Origin of the sequence: Winogradskyella wandonensis, from assembly GCF_004346845.1 — a bacterium.
Lineage (GTDB): Bacteria > Bacteroidota > Bacteroidia > Flavobacteriales > Flavobacteriaceae > Winogradskyella > Winogradskyella wandonensis.
In genome coordinates this window covers 972,991-989,221 of record NZ_SMGI01000002.1, presented here as the reverse complement: position 1 = coordinate 989,221, position 16,231 = coordinate 972,991, and the positions used below count along the sequence as shown (strand labels likewise).

At 34.5% G+C, this 16,231-nt stretch carries 9 protein-coding genes; 5 read left to right on the top strand and 4 right to left on the bottom strand.

The genetic code is table 11. The features are described 5' to 3' along the window. From DFQ05_RS09195 to DFQ05_RS09180, 4 genes are all read right to left on the bottom strand, one after another. Positions 1-4,072, bottom strand: a 4,072-nt coding sequence (locus tag DFQ05_RS09195) for an RHS repeat domain-containing protein (protein WP_199221977.1), incomplete at its 3' end; no start/stop codon positions are given. A gap of 12 nt (positions 4,073-4,084) precedes the next feature. Beyond that, on the bottom strand, positions 4,085-9,511 hold the full coding sequence (locus tag DFQ05_RS09190; protein WP_158281904.1) for a hypothetical protein: 5,427 nt from the start codon (positions 9,509-9,511) through the stop codon (positions 4,085-4,087). A 1-nt stretch (position 9,512) separates the two neighbouring features. Beyond that, positions 9,513-10,196 carry a hypothetical protein gene (locus tag DFQ05_RS09185; protein WP_241974242.1) on the bottom strand — a complete coding sequence of 228 codons (684 nt, stop codon included), beginning with the start codon at positions 10,194-10,196 and terminating at the stop codon, positions 9,513-9,515. After that, the gene (locus DFQ05_RS09180; RefSeq protein ID WP_132705081.1) at positions 10,180-10,716 is read right to left on the bottom strand and encodes an OmpH/Skp family outer membrane protein; all 537 of its coding nucleotides are present in this window, start codon (positions 10,714-10,716) and stop codon (positions 10,180-10,182) included. The genes DFQ05_RS09185 and DFQ05_RS09180 overlap by 17 nt, the downstream gene beginning before the upstream one ends. Before the next feature lie 207 nt (positions 10,717-10,923). Here DFQ05_RS09180 and DFQ05_RS09175 point away from each other — a divergent pair, with 207 nt between their 5' ends. The 5 genes from DFQ05_RS09175 to DFQ05_RS09155 all read left to right on the top strand — a co-directional run bounded on the left by DFQ05_RS09175 (position 10,924) and on the right by DFQ05_RS09155 (position 16,231). Further along, positions 10,924-11,592: a response regulator gene (locus DFQ05_RS09175; RefSeq protein ID WP_132705080.1), complete on the top strand. Its 669-nt coding sequence runs from the start codon at positions 10,924-10,926 to the stop codon at positions 11,590-11,592. A 93-nt stretch (positions 11,593-11,685) separates the two neighbouring features. Beyond that, the gene (locus DFQ05_RS09170) at positions 11,686-12,078 is read left to right on the top strand and encodes a prepilin-type N-terminal cleavage/methylation domain-containing protein (RefSeq protein ID WP_132705079.1); all 393 of its coding nucleotides are present in this window, start codon (positions 11,686-11,688) and stop codon (positions 12,076-12,078) included. Between the two features lie 121 nt (positions 12,079-12,199). Next, positions 12,200-12,559 carry a hypothetical protein gene (locus DFQ05_RS09165; protein ID WP_241974241.1) on the top strand — a complete coding sequence of 120 codons (360 nt, stop codon included), beginning with the start codon at positions 12,200-12,202 and terminating at the stop codon, positions 12,557-12,559. Between the two features lie 3 nt (positions 12,560-12,562). Beyond that, positions 12,563-13,972, top strand: a complete 1,410-nt coding sequence (locus tag DFQ05_RS09160) for a GspE/PulE family protein (protein ID WP_132705077.1) — start codon at positions 12,563-12,565, stop codon at positions 13,970-13,972. 66 nt (positions 13,973-14,038) lie between these two features. Further along, positions 14,039-16,231 carry a type II secretion system protein GspD gene (locus DFQ05_RS09155; RefSeq protein ID WP_132705076.1) on the top strand — a complete coding sequence of 731 codons (2,193 nt, stop codon included), beginning with the start codon at positions 14,039-14,041 and terminating at the stop codon, positions 16,229-16,231.

The following is a 16,231-nucleotide window of genomic DNA, read 5'->3' as shown; positions in this document are numbered from 1 at the left end:
CCTCTTCTTTTTCGGCGTATTCCCCTTGATAGCCGTAGCGGTAGTTGCCTTCGATATTTCTATTGGGCATCGCCATCCCAAATGGATAGTAATCTGTTTTAGCTGTAATTGCCATTGCATTGGTTCCCTGCTTTGCAATTACAGCACGAACATTACCTAAATGGTCTGTAAGCTGATAGAGGTCTGTACCCGTTTCTCTATTATGTATCCCTATACGGGAAGCTCCATATATAGGTTGCTCTTTTAAAATCATTAAGCCATTAATAACTGGACTAGAAATTCTTTGATATATCCCCATAGGATTACCTGCTACATCCCTAACGTAGTAGGTAGTTGTAGTTGTAATATTTCCATTACTTTCTTGGTAAGTCTCTTTTTTTATGCGCTTACCCTTATCGTCGTAGAAAAAAGCAACTTTAGTTTCTGTAGTTGCCTGTAGATGGAGATTATCTAGATAAAGCTGAACATTGTTGGTACTGTTACTTAGTGGTGTAATTTCTAGGTACACTTTGTCATCATAGCGTCCTGTAACAAAATCCATAACTATATATTCATCATAGAAGTATGAACAACCACCAGCATTACCAGTATCTGGGTCATTAATCCAGCTTAAAGTTGGATTTACAGTTTCAATTGCTAGCTGTGCTCCAGATTTTGACAGGATGCGTATCCTATACCCAACTGGTATTTGGTCTGGATTACCAGAACCAAATGGAGATATTATACCGTTGCTTTGTAAAGCAATCATGTCTAGCTCTAATCTGTGATTTACATCTGGAATTGTTTGTAAGTATCTTTTAGCCTGAGAATTTGGCACAGCATTAATATTTAAAGACTTTCCGTAAGTGTCATTTAAATACGAACAGATATAGTTTAAATCTTGGGTTACTGAATAACGAGATTCTATGCTAGCACTAGAACCTCTAGCATTAAATTCCCAAAGCGCTACTTCTTCTTGTCCTGCATCTTCATAATCATGCAACATAAGTGTAGCATATTCTCCTGTATTCTCATTGGTGAAACCACTTATTTTTGTTGTTAATCCAGACGCGTTATAATTGTAAGTGATTTGGTCTTTAATATTAGTTGTTAATTGGCCTATACTGTTGTATACATAATTAACCATACCAGATTGAACGTCTGCTTGGGTCAATTGATTTTTTAAATCGTTATACCTATTAGAGTCTGAATTATCATTGGTATCACTTATACTATTTAATTGATTATTAATACCATTATAATTATAGATAAAATTGTCCATGTTATTATTACCTCCTCCCGTATAGCCATTTCTTTTCAAGGTTTCAATATTTCCGTTAGCGTCATAAGTGATATTATCTACCTTATAATCTGAATTTGAGTTAGGAGTAAAACTACCATTAGAAGCAGTACTCCCGCTAAGATATTCTCCATATGTTGCAGAAGATAACCAATTATTTTTATTATAAGTATAGTTATATGTGCTTTGTTTAGGTAAAGGCAGAGTACCGCTTGTATTCCATCGCATACTTTTTATATTTCCATTAAACTGGTCTACACCATTTTGCGAAGTGCTAATATTAACACGCTGGCTTCTTGCATAATCTGTGCTGTAATAGTCTAGCTGCATCCCAAATAAATCATTACTATCACCACCAGGATCCTTACTTGCTACAAGTTCAGGATGATTTATAGATTTTAACTGTCCATTAAGATTGTAAACATAATCTATACCTTGAAGACCATTTGCCAAATCCGTTCTTTTTAATGCGCCACTTTCATAATATGAGTAGTCTGCTTGCGTTATGTAATTACTTCCATTATCTGAAGTTTCTACTTTGGTAAGCTGTCCAGCCTCGTTGTAGGTGTATCTATGAATAAATAATTCTGAAGGCTCATATTGTTGATATATCACGTGAGTGACTTGTCCTGTAGCATAATCATATTCATAATCAATTGTTTTAGTCCCTAATCCCTCAATATTTTGGACAATCCATCTTACTCTTCCGTAGATGTCATAGCTATACCAAGTCGTATTAGTATCAGGATTTTTTGTGTAAGTTTTACTCACATTTCCTGCTAAAAAAGTGTGAGTGTATCTGCCAGGTGAAGCACTTCCTGAATTAAAAGTTGCATTGAACCCAGTAATATCTGGGACATCGTACTCAGTAAATTGCTGTTCTTTTCTAACTCCTGCTGGAAGGGTATTGTTATCTGGATCTAAAGTATCGAATGATGAGTTTTCTATAATGCCACTTTCTACAGGTCTACCTAAGTCGTCATAATTTGTATAGGAAAATTCGCCGGCTAACTCTTGCTTGCTATTCTGAGAAAACCTTATTTGTCCATCTTTTCTATATTTAAATTTTGCAGTTCCCTCGTCAGGACTAGAGGTTTCTAGAAGTTGACCAAGGCTATTATATTCAAAATCACTCTTTAGAAGGTTTCCATTTGGCTGAGTACTTGATAATAAACGTCCTGCTTTGTCAAAAACATTATTCGAAAAATCGTAATAATTATTTTGATGCTGTACTGTTATTTGTTGTGATGGATTATAAATAAAACTTGAAGCATTCACTACAGCTACTCTATAATATCCACTAGGTAAATTAGACCATTGAGAAGGAGGCACAATAGACTCCGTAATCAAATCATATACTTCAATAGTATTACCAGTCGTTGGGTTATTTACCGTTATACCATTACAACCTTTGGATATATGTATGTCTACAAAACCATTTTCTTTTATAGTACTAGTGACCGTATTTATTGGTTGAGCTTCTTCTTCATTACCGCTTCTTGCAGCTTTTATTGTGTTGCCTTCTGCATCTGTAAAAATAACAACTTCAATACCATGTACATCTCTGCTAACTGTTTTAGTGACCCCGCTAGCTTGTCCAGGAGCTGGCATAGTAAAACTATAAGTTTGTAACCATTGGTTGTTAATTTTATTTCCTCCAACCACTTTTTTTACGTTTCCAGGAAGTAGTTTACTATAAACGGTCCTTGAGTAAGGATAGGAGGTAATATCTTGATAAGGCTCGTTGGTATTTAAAGTACTGTAATAGTGTCCTAAAGTTTCATTCTGATTACCAACGGGTTGCGGATTTTCAGGATTGTTTTCAAAATCTGAGTTTGTATATGTAGTACCATTTGAACGTCTTATGAAGTCCTGTTTGTATCCAAAAGATGTACCAATAGGTGCGCTCAATGTTTGTAATGCTGGTCTTCCATGACTATCATAACGCGTTTCCGAATTCCATACTTTCCCTGTTAAAATATCCCAACTTTGGGATTGTGTACCGTTGCCAGTCTCGTCAAAGAAAGACATATTTTTACTTATAGGATGACCTAAGAAGTTATAGCTTATACCGCTTACCCAGTTAAGATTATCAGAGGTTGATGGCGCTTCTTCTATAAATAAATCATTAATCGCGTCATTGATATTATCAATTTCCTGAAATTTAGCACCATAAAAATACTGACGGACATTAGTATCTACTGCATAGTATAAATAGCTTCGCATTCTTGTTGAAGTATTGTCACTCCTCCATTTAAAATCATTAGCTCCAAGAATTTTATTACCGACAACATCATAAACTCCCCCTATATTACTATGACTACCTACATAGGTATGCGGGTGAATAATACCAACTAATAAATACCAGTTATCTAAAGTAGGTAAATCTCCTGACCAAAAATATGGATTTGTATGCGGTGTTCCATTCAAATTATTGACGTTTACAGTACCATGATAAGTTCTACCATCTTGGGAGCCTGTTCGCTTTACCCAAACAGAATACCGATAAGTTTTCGTGTTATCGATTTCAAAGTAATCAGTATTCCATCCGCCGTCGGCATGGTAATCTGGCTCGTTTCCACAACGCCATAATAATGATGTGTTTCCAAAAGGGTCTTCCCCATAGAGTCTTTCATTCTCTACAGTAGAGCCATTTTGGTTATAAAATTCTGTTCCTCCACTTCCAGGCGTCCAATCGTAAGGAAGTTCGTTAGCTTGTGCATTCAAATTATAACTATGAATACAAATTATAAGCAAGGATGTAAATAGGGTTATGTTATTGCGTAATGTCATAGTTATAAGTTTTTAAAATGTACAGCTACAATTGGCACTTGTAACGCTATTTTTATAATTATACTTGTTTTGAGATACAACTTTAAAACCACCACTGTTAAAACTACCATTACCAGAAACGGTGTCTACCACTTCAGTATATGTTGAGCAAAGTCTTCCTCCAGAATCATAACAGTAGAGTGTTGCTAAATTATTTGCATCTAGGATTGAAATTAACTCATCTGTACTTTGATTATATATATAGCTATTCATACTTGAGTGAATTGGATGCATTCTGAAATCGTCATAGAATAATGATTGAGCATTAGTATTAGCCGTTGTAAAGTATAGGTCAACAGTAGAATTAGAGCTTAAGTCTATATAATAATTCATGAGTATCCAATCCCCGGCTCGAACCACTTCTGTAGAGGTTATTTCATTTCCATTGAACATTAGTTTTAATTCACTATGACTTTTAGTATTTACATCTGCCCAGATAGAGATTTTGTATTTACCAGGTCTAAATGTTTTGGATATATCGCCGTGGTCACTACCAACATCTCCCTGAACCTTAAAAAACTGGGCACCTGGAGAGGTTATACTTAAAGAATAGTCTCCTGTATGTGCATTGCCAAGATGACGGTATTGAGCCCCTTGTACATTGTCAGTTAGAAAGTTACCTGAAGCTTGATATTCTGCTCCTGAAAAATAGAGCTCGCTTAGTCTTGCGTTGCCCGAAGCTTCAACTTTACTGAAGTTATCAGCCATTTTTGATGAAGCAAAATTATTATTGATATCTCGAGTTTCTATTGGACTCGACCAATGTGTATACTTTGTAATCTCAGAAATATTTTGCCATTTATTACTTGTAGGTGCTCCAATACCCCAATTAAAATAGTCATTGGTCGAATTGAGAGAAGTTGAATATACTCCAGTTGTAGGATTTATATCGTCTTTCCAAACAAATGATTTATGCTTTCTCCAAACCCCAGATTCTATATTTGTATTACCCGTGGCGTCTGTATATTCCCATTGGTCATTCCATGTTGTTAAAGAAGCACTTAGAGTACCACCAGCATATTCATTAATAGTCATAGCTTCTTGGGTCAACATGTTTTTGTTATTATGATTAATAATTCTAGACTGCATGTTTGGATATTTTTCATAGGCAGGGATTTTATAACTTTTAGTTACAAGTCCGTTAGGCAATGTTGTAATGCTCTTTTTATAGCTACCTAACCATCCATCTACGTCATCATATTCTACTGATGTTACGCTTCCTAGTGCATAAGTGTTAGTTTTTTTAAGCATATTATTATACTCTGTCCTTGATGATATACTCAGTAAACGCTTAACATTTTCTACTACTGTCCCCTCATTATTCGTTTGAAAAATGGTTTTCATAGAATTAAAGGTCTCTTTTGTATACCCTTTATTCGGTTCTGAATTAGGTCCAGAAATGAGATTATTTCCATTTATATATTCATTTTCAGTACGCATCATGACATGGTCATAACTGTTTAAATTTTCTATTGACTTTAATTGACCTAATAGAGCGGTATTAATATGTATATCAACTTTTTTAGCCTCAATGTTTTTTGAGTTATTACCGTTCATACCAGCGTAGTCTTCTGTTACATTTGCCCAAAATATTTTATCTTCTCCAGTAGCATTCGCATCAAGAGCCTCCATTTCTATTTCTGGATTAAAAATGTTGAAAACTGGCTTTAAGACATGATGTCGATATCGGGTTTTAGAATAATATTCATCATCGTTAGAAGTTTGAGTCATTGTAACATACTCGTACATAACACCAGGGCCTGGGACTTCTGTTTCATATGGTACAAATTTTAAACCATCGACGGGAGCATAAGATGTAATTCCTGAACTTCTATTTTCCGTTGGATGTGAATAGTCATACTTTATTTTGTATGTTTTTGCATCGCTTATTGTTCTTACTTCGCTGACTCTTAATCCACCACCTGTCTCAGATTCAGGAATTTTATTTGCCAAAAGTTTGAAACGGAAATGAGTAGAACCATTGCCAGGAGGATCACATGGGCTTCCTCCCATTGGTGCTATATAACCAACTTCATTGACATCAAGATTACTTGAACAGCAATAGTATGCAGTATAGCTCCAAGGATAACTTCCACAGAAATCACCTGTTCTATCATGATTATTCTGCTCTGTAGGTAGCTGTATCTTTATTTCCGAATTAGAGACACTTACCAAGTCGAATGACCCAGCAAAATCAGCTATACGTCTTCCATGACTTCCTGTGCTGGGGTTTCTATGATATTGAATGTCTAGAAATACATCCGAATTTAGATTAAAATAATTTGTAAAATCTATAACGTCACTAGATGTGCCTTGTTGTTGTCTAAAATAGACATATTTAATACCGTTTTCTTGAGTAAAATTAGCTTCAAGACCATCTTGCCAAAAACGCCTTGAAAAAGCTTCCATCCAATAATCATCCTCTTCATAGTTAATTTCAATTTTAGCCCCAGTTGGCATGGTAATTTCTTTTAAACTCCAAGCTTTAATCTCATTCTCATTAGATTGATAATTAGGATTATCTTGTATAAAACCCCATGAGTCTACTAAAGCTGCCTTAGCCTCAACAAAATCTTTTATTTGAGTTTTATTTGGATACATGCCACCAGCAAGTGACGGAAGCTGAATATTTTGCATATCTTCCATATAATATTCAAATGCAGTAGCAGGCATATATTCCGTACCACCCTTACCCTTAAACATTACAGAATCTAAGGTTAGTCTCCCATTTAGGCTATTATTACTAGTTACTACCTCTGATGAAGAAGGAGAATTTTTAGCCAAATCATAAGAGTGATTAAATTCAACAACTTTTAGAGCGTTATTCTGTATAAAACTTGAAGAAACGTCTCTACTATCCAGAATCTGAGCCTCGTTATGGATATAGTATCCATAGTTGCTACCATATTCTTGAGTAAAATAAGGCGATTCCCATCCAGGAGTACAATAATCATTTGGTATATATGTATTGTTAAAATTCCCAAGTGTTGAAGCTAAATTATTTGTTGTCGTCGAATTAGAATCTTTAGATAAACTTTTCCCAAAATCGCTATCAACCAGAATAATTTTAGAGAGCTTTAAACTATATTCTCTCTTATAACTAATCCCAGATTCTTTTACATACAGAGAAGGATTTGTATAATTCAAACTTTGAGGTACTGATCCATTACCCGTATTACCAATATTGGTTAACCCACCATTATTAGAGTTTGAAAATTTGAAATTAAGCGCTTTACCAAAATTATCTTCTCGAATATCTTTGATAAAAAGTGCCGTTCTATTTTTAGTATTTATTTTGTCTAAATAGTATAGCTGTTTTCTTCCAAAGCTATAACCTCCCTTGTCTTTATCTTCTATGTCTCCTTTAAGATTGGTATTGTAATTGTAAGTTCTGTCTTTATATGGGCTACGCCATACAAATCCGTCACTCCATTTTCCGTATTCAAGCTCAACCCAATACCCATAGTCTTCTTTGTTAAAGGTGTTCAATGTATTAGATAAATTTGGGTCTGGTTGATCTATATAATCGGAGCCTGTTATTGCTGTTAGTAACCAATGCGTTGCATATCTGGTAAATTGTCTTTTTTCATTCACATTTCCTATATCAAAAACACTATTTTCTTGGTTATTAATCTGACTTCTATGGATTTGTTCATAGTGATATACGGGAAGTGAAAAGTGATATGTTTTTCCATCAGGAGAAGTGATTTTATACGCTCCAATACCATCTGGATCGAATTTTGAAATATCACTTCTATCGGAATTAGGAATAGTTGAAGGTGTTATTAATCCTCTTGCTGTAGCATGCCCCGAAGCTATTTGGTTATTCGTGAATACTTCAACATAATTTGGAGATTTAGCTCTACCCTGATAGGCATTATTTGTTGATGTTCCAATATGGACACCTTCATTAATCAATGCATCAAATGTTGTCGCCGTGTCAACTAGACCAGTGAAAAAACCAGCAGAGCTATTTTTTTCGGTTCCAGTAAACTGTCCATTAAAATAAAAATGAAAATCATCTTTGGTGTAATTTCCAACAGTACTTCCATTGATTCGGTCTATTTTCTTATCAACTGCGGTATTCGAGGAACCATGATGCCAAAATGCATGTATAGGTTTACCTGCTTCGTTTTTAGTTACCTGTCCTTTTCCATAAATACTAGAATTCTGGAAAACATTTGGAGTCATACTACCCATTAACCCTTGAGCTGACACATTATAATCATCATATGCCATGTAAGTAAAATTGATGTTTTCTATTGTTTTAGAATAATCTGATATGAATTCTTCTTCTAATTGCGGTAGGCGAGAAGAATAGGTGTCCATGGATTTTGTTCTAACCATGTAATCTGTATAGTGTTCGTTGTAGTTACTTACTGAAGTAATTCTCGGCACTTCTGACGATATGTTAGAGTAATCACTTGAATATAAAACTCCCCATTCTTGGTTTAAATATCCTTTTTTAATATTTATTTTTACTTTTTGCTTTCTAAAACCTAGAGTGATTGGAATCCCCACAAAATGTAGTGGCACAGCAACTCCAGTGTTTTGAACGTCTATGCTTGCATCTCCTTGAGAAAAACTACTTGAGCTCATGCCTACACCACCTGAATTGCCACCTACTTTATCACCTTTAGCCTTATTGTTTCCTGCTCCTCCAATTGAAAATCCTCCACTAGTGGATATGGATGCTCCAACGTAAGCACCGCTCTCACCAATGGAACTGGATATACCACCTGATAGATTCCACTGATTTTTCAAGGAATAAGATAAACCAACACCCGCGCTTAGATTACCTCCCAAATCTATACCTATACCAGCACCAATGGTGGCATCACCGGTGGTAGATATTCCTGCGGAAACACCACCTTGAACCATGCCTCCAGTTCCAGCTCCAATTCCAACTGTAGCATTTACAGACCCAGAAAGCCCTTGTCCTCCGCCCCAATTCATACCTACACCAACACTGACTGCTCCTGGGAAACCAACTTCAACGCTTACACCATATGATGTAGTTTCCTGATAAAATGATGTAAAATTAATCCCAACACCGCTTTTCCAATCATCAGGAGTATTAGTGACAGATCGATTTATAGCACCAGGATTTATATACCAACCTAATCCAGCCCAAGAGGCATCCATGTCAGTTGTAATTCCTGCATGGTATGACAAGGTTACAGGAAAGTCTTCTACGCTCATTAAAGGTAAAACGTAAGATAGATTTCCATTGGTTAGATTTACCATATCTGTAGCATCTACTGGCTCAAATCCAGCAGCTTCAGGTGAACCGGGACCACCATTACTGGCATAAGCAAAATTTGATGGAAAGATTGAAGATAAAAAGCTTACTGTTAAAAAAACAGCAATCACTCTGTGCGAAAATTTAACTTTATTCATTTTAATAAATTAATGTTGGTTCTTTTTTTATAGTTTTCGTTGGTACTTTCAATCTAATCTCACCTGTATAGAGTCCTAAATCTTCAATTGTAAAATTTAGATAATCTTCTTCCAATAAATTTTCATCCCTAGGATATACAAACATTATGGTCGTAGATTTACTCATGCCATACATACGTGGGTATATAAAGTCTGCTAATTCTATAGTGTCTTTACTTTGGGTAAATAGGTGTACTTTTTTATTCATACCAAAAGCCAATTGATTAACCATTGCTCCAAATTCATTTCTGTCTTTTGGTGCTGTACTCAACAGCTCTTGGTTGTTTTTACTCATACTAAGATTAAAGTACAGGTGCTTATTATATTTATCTCTCAATTCCTTTATCCTTTTAGAGTCGGACTTTTCATCATCACTTAATTCTTGATGAACTAGTAAATCCGTTGGTCTGTATAATAAAGAAAAATCATACCCGTTGACTGATTTTTTTTGCACATACCCATTTGCTTCATCAGTGATGTAATCTAAAAGCTCCTTTTCTGTATCAAAGGTTTTAGTGCTACATGAGAGTGACAATGACAAAAGACATCCTAAAAACATGGCACCACACTTCTTAAACCACTTCGAGAACCTTAATGACCAAAAGTTTTTAGTCTCAAAGTGGCCGTTATTACTTTTTGCCTTCAAACTCTGCATTTAGTCCTTCTAAAACAATTTCTGTTAAATCCGAAGCATCACTGGCATACATAATATTACCACTTCCACTAGCGCCAAAAATGATGTCATAACCTTTTTCCTTGCCGTACTCTTGTACATAATCATTAATATCATTAATCACAGTCTGAGTAGCTTTTTTATCCTCGTCTTGAATTTGCTTTTGTATAGCTTGCTGGTAATTATTTATTTGCTGTTGCTTATTAGATAATAACTGTTGCTTGAGCTCTAATTCTTTTTTAGTCATTTTAGAACGCTCTTTTTCATAAGTCTTTAATTCGTTTTGCCAGTCGGTCATTAAACTATCTACATTGGCATTTAAGGTTTTTGCTTTTTCTTCGAAGTCTGCACGCACTACCTTTGTGCGTTTGTAGCCTTCTAGAAGTTTATTAACGTCTACGTATACCTGTTTGCTAGTTGATTGGAAATAAAAAAATGAGCCAATAGCGATTACAAGCGCTAATACAGCAATAGGGAAAGAAAGTTTATTCATTAAAAAAAGTTAAATTAATTTACTTGTTAAAAGTATCTAAAAATGATTTTTAAAGCTTTTCTAGAGCCTTTCTTTTAGTAATGTAAAACATTACTTTTTGTAATATTTTTCCTTTTTATTTTTAATTTTTAAGAAAAATTTTACTTTTAATACATCTAAACTAATATGATCAAACATTAATTTCCCCTAGAAATAATTTTAAACTAGATGCATAATAAGTTAGAGTTATTGATGGTAGACGACCATCACTTTGTCTTAGAAGCCTATAAAAACTATATAGAGCAGTCTGAAACAAACAAAAATTATGAGCTTAATTTTAAATTTGCGAACTCAATCGACGAAGCCTTAGAGCTATCCAAGAGAGCACAAAAACCATTAGATGTATTATTCTTAGACATTAGAATTCCTAAGAGAGCGGGATGTGAAATCGTGTCAGGAGAGACTTTAGGACAAGTATTATTGCAGCGCTTTCCAAAGTTAAAAATTATTGTGATTACGGGACATCACGATGAGCTAATGATTAGTAATATCCTTTATAATCTAAAGCCAGAAGCAATTTTGTTTAAAGGTGATGTAGATTTTTACGCAATCAATACCGCTTTGGAAAATATTTTAAAAGATATCCCATTTTACAGCAGTACTATTCTTAAATTAATACGTAAGAAATTTTCTAGTGACATTATACTAGACAAAACGGATAAGCAATTACTCTATGAGATTTCCAAAGGCGCTAAAACAAAGGATTTGAAAGAGGTTTTACCGCTCTCTGTTGGAGGCATTGAGAAACGAAAACGCTTATTAAAGGAGCTGTTTTCTCCTAAAGAAAACAATGACCAAAGCCTAATAGACTCGGCAGCAAAAAAAGGATACTTATAATTTACTAATAGTAAGGTTAAATCTTACTATTAGTAAGGCGAGTTTTATATATCATAATTTTCAGCTTTGTATATTTCAATTTAATTTTTTAAGATGAAAGTCGGCGGATATAATTTACAAGAAGTTTTAGTGGTTTTAGTAATCATAGGTATTCTGTTACTTTTGGCCTTGCCAAATTTAATGCCATTAATAAGTAAAGCAAAAAGTACAGAAGCCCAACTGCAACTTAAGGCTGTGTATAATGCACAAACTATGCATCGCTATATGTATTCCAAATATGCTTTAGATATTAATGAGATTGACTATGAGGCACCAAAAACTGTAAAAAACAATGGGCAGGCAAATTATATTTATGAGGTGTTAAGCGCTACAAATAATAGCTTTAAGGCAAGAGCCACAGCAATTACCGATTTTGACGGTGATGGGATATTTAACGTTTGGGAAATTGACCAAGATGGCGCACCAAAACAAATTGTAAAAGATTAAAGTGCTATTTCTAAAAGTAATTCTAATACTCACATTCTTGTTTATTTTTTATCAAGATATTAAAGACCGGAAGGTCTTTTGGTTTCTATTCCCGTTGGTTGGTGTATTATCTGGGTATTTAATGTTTAACAATATTTACGACGAGTTTTTATTAATGACTATCGCAATAAATCTATTAGTTGTGGTATTTATGCTTTCAATTGTATTTATGTATTCAAGATATAAGCTCAAGACTTCGTTTAATAAAACGCTTGGTTTAGGAGATGTGCTGCTATTTTTGGCTTTAGCCTTTAGCTTTGCTAGTGTTTCTTTTATCGTTTTGTTTGTTTTTGGATTGGTGTTTTCTTTAATACTACATTTAATTTTGAAACAAAAATCTAAATTACAAACTGTGCCTTTAGCGGGCTATTTAAGCTTGTTTTTTGCTATAAGTTACTTAGCTTATTGGACTGGGTTTTTACCAACACTTTATATTTTATAGACTATTTTGAATCTCGATTATCAAATAGACACCTCCTTAATACAACTCATTACTACTGAGCAAGCTTATCATTATCGTATAATTCCGTCGGCTGTTAATAACGGAACATTTGAATTTAAAACTGACAAAGCCTCAAAAACTTTAGAACAAGAATTACAAATTGTTTTAAATAAAAATATACAACTGGTTGAAGTTTCATCAGAAGACATCCAGAAATACTTAGCGATAAACTTTAGGCAACGGCAAAGTATAGCTTCAGAAGATTTACACTACAGCACCGATTTTTTAGAAAAGTTATTATTTACTGCTAAAGACATCGGTAGTAGCGACATCCATTTTGAACCTTATGAAACTAAATGCCGGGTGAGGTTTCGATTGGATGGAAAATTAAAAGAACAGTATGTCATTTCCCTTCAAGAATACCCCGTTATTGTAAATAAACTTAAAATACAGGCGGGTTTAGATATTTCTGAAAAGCGTCTGCCTCAAGATGGTCGTATTACCATTAAGACCAATAGTGACGAGTTTGATATACGGGTATCATCATTGCCTACACTTCATGGTGAAAAAATGGTGCTCCGTATTTTGAGTAAAGATGCAAACACCATTAATTTGAACGAACTTGGCTTTACTGAGGCAGAACTAAAATCTTATAAGGAAACCGTCAGAAAACCTAATGGTATTATTTTGATTTCTGGGCCAACAGGTTCAGGTAAGACCACAACACTTTATGCCACATTGAAGTTGCTCAATAATGACGATACAAATATTCTCACTATCGAAGACCCTATAGAATACACTTTAGAAGGCGTTAATCAGGTACAACTCAAAGAAAATATAGGCTTAGATTTCGCAAGTACGTTACGAACATTTTTAAGGCAAGATCCAGATGTAATTATGGTTGGAGAAATAAGGGATGCTAAAACTGCTAACATGGCTATTCGTGCTGCGTTAACTGGTCACTTAGTGTTATCAACCATACATACAAATTCGGCTTGGGCAACCATATCCCGATTAATAGATATGGGGATTCCGTCGTTTTTAATTGCCAGTACATTAAATGTTAGCGTGGCACAACGCTTAGTAAGGAAGCTTTGCCCTCACTGTAAAAAAGAAGAAGCGGTTTCAAAAGCAATATTTCCTTCAGGTTTTAGTAATCCCAAAGACATGACAAAACATTTTGTTCCAACAGGATGTCATAAGTGCTATCATACAGGCTATCAAGGTAGAAAAGCTATCTATGAAATTATTCCAATTACGAAAGAGTTGGTAAATCATATTAAACTAAACGATTTGGAAATAGACAATTATTTAAAGCATAATAATATTGCAACATTGAAGTCTAATGCTATAGAACTCGTAAAAGAAGGTGTAACTTCTATCGATGAAGTTTTTGCTCTGCTTTCTGATTAGACTAACTGGCTATGATAAATATTGACTAACTATTGATAAAAAGATTTCCGTTTATTGGAAAATACTATGAAAAAACTACTTTTAACCATACTGCTGGCAGTAAGTCTTTTTGGATTCACGCAAGAGAGTCAAACAGACCGCATAGCAAAACTTAAAACTCAGCTTGAAATATTATCTACTGAGGTAAACGGATTGACTGAAATATTTAAGACTGAAATAAAAGCCAATAACCTTACAATTTCTAATCTGCTCTTGGCAGTTGCAGATGTACACAAACTTAATATCAATCCATCACAAGAGTTAAATTCCATAACCATATCTCCAAGCTTTCCAGAAGTAATCGTTTCAGATTTACTCATTTTTTTGTGTAAAGAATATGATTTAACCATGGATTTTACAGGAACAATAATCTCTGTGAAACGTTATATAGCTGTCCCTGATGAACCAGAAATACGTGTAATACCCGTTGTATATAATCCGATTAACAACACAATATCCATTGATGCTAAAGGTGATAAGCTCTACGACGTCTTTAAACGTATCACAGACGAATCTGGTAAGAATTTAGTTTTTGCCCCTGGATTAAAAGACAAATCTATAACAGCATACATTCAAAAGACCCCTTTTAAAATGGCAATGGATAATCTAGCATTTGCAAATGATTTATTCGTAGACAAATCGAAAGAAGGCTTTTATTATTTTGAAAGTAACGAAACAAATTCAGTGGCTAACACGCAGAATGAAACCAATCTCAGTCAGACTAGACAAAGACCTGTAAGGCGAAGAAACTCAAATTTCTTTTTTGAAATTAAAAATCAGGAGTCGCAACTGCTAGATGTAGATTTTGTAAATACCCCGATTGCTGATATTATAAATGATATAGGAAATGAATTAAATATTGATGTGTTTACAGCTACACCGTTAGAGGAAGCGGGAAGTATAACATTTAAAGCTAAAAATATTTATTTTGATGACTTGTTAACTAAGCTTTTCGAAATACAAGGGGTAACTGCAAATACTCAAAATACATCTCAAAATACAAATAATAGTAATCGTCCTTCTGTGAGTAATACCAAACGTTTCACCTTCAAAAAAGAAAACAATATTTATTTCTTTGGTTTAGAAGGTCAACTAAGTGTTAGAGAAGTTGCAGTAATCACATTACAAAACCGTTCTGTGGAGCTGTTATCTGACCCTTCTGGAGGACAAAATAGGCGCAGTGTAGGCCGAAGTTTTAATTCGGGATTTGGAAATTCTAGAGGATTTAATAATCAGAATTTTAATCAAAACCTAGGCTTTAACAATACAAACCAAAACAGGAACCAGCTTAATACAAACACAACTGGAAATTTCAATTCTTATTCCAATCAAGTAGAAGCATTAGTAAATATTCTTCCAGATGAAGTGAAACAAGATTTAGATATTAAAGTTGATTATGAATTGAATAGTTTTTACGTCAATGGGCCTAGTACAAATGTAGACCGTTTCAGAACATTTATAGAGAAGATTGATAAACCAGTACCTGTTATATTAATTGAAGTAATGATTTTAGAAATTAATAGAAGCTCTACACTTGAAGCAGGAGTAAGCTGGGGTATTGGTGATGAGCCCTCTAAAACTCAAGGCGCTATTTTTCCTGAAGCTGATTTGACCTTAGGGGCAAATACTGTAAATCGAATTATTGGAGGATTGGACGGTTTTGGAGGATTTAACTTTGGTAGAGTCGTGCCCAATTTCTTCGCAAGAATTAAAGCCATGGAAAGTAATGGTGATTTAAAAATTCGCTCTACTCCGAGAATTTCCACCCTAAACGGTCATCGCGCTACATTCTCAAATGGACAGACTTCCTATTATACAATCACTGATCAATCAATAATTGGTTCTGATAATCCTGTTACACAAACGGCCATTAATTTTGTTCCTATAGATGCCGAATTAGGCCTAACGATTAAACCCACAGTATCTGGTAATGGACAAGTTACTTTAGATATTTTTGTAGTGCAGTCTAGTTTTGGAAATCGAATTTCAGATCAAGCACCGCCAGATATAAACTCAAGGGAGTTTAGTTCTTTGATTAGAATGAAAGATCAAGACATCGCCGTCTTAGGTGGACTTGAAGAGCAATCAACAAGTAATTCTGGCTCTGGTGTTCCTTTCTTAGCTAGAGTACCCATAATAAAATGGCTATTTAGCAAGCGCGTCAGAGAAGGACGAAAAGCCAAACTCACAGTTTTAATTAAACCAACTGTTATCTATTAG

Bases quoted from the DNA above. Each gene is read 5' to 3' on its own strand.
- DFQ05_RS09155 (WP_132705076.1), top strand. From the start codon at position 14,039: ATGAAAAAACTACTTTTAACCATACTGCTGGCAGTAAGTCTTTTTGGA.
- DFQ05_RS09170 (WP_132705079.1), top strand. From the start codon at position 11,686: ATGAAAGTCGGCGGATATAATTTACAAGAAGTTTTAGTGGTTTTAGTA.
- DFQ05_RS09165 (WP_241974241.1), top strand. From the start codon at position 12,200: ATGTTTAACAATATTTACGACGAGTTTTTATTAATGACTATCGCAATA.
- DFQ05_RS09175 (WP_132705080.1), top strand. From the start codon at position 10,924: ATGCATAATAAGTTAGAGTTATTGATGGTAGACGACCATCACTTTGTC.
- DFQ05_RS09180 (WP_132705081.1), bottom strand. From the start codon at position 10,716: ATGAATAAACTTTCTTTCCCTATTGCTGTATTAGCGCTTGTAATCGCT.
- DFQ05_RS09190 (WP_158281904.1), bottom strand. From the start codon at position 9,511: ATGAATAAAGTTAAATTTTCGCACAGAGTGATTGCTGTTTTTTTAACA.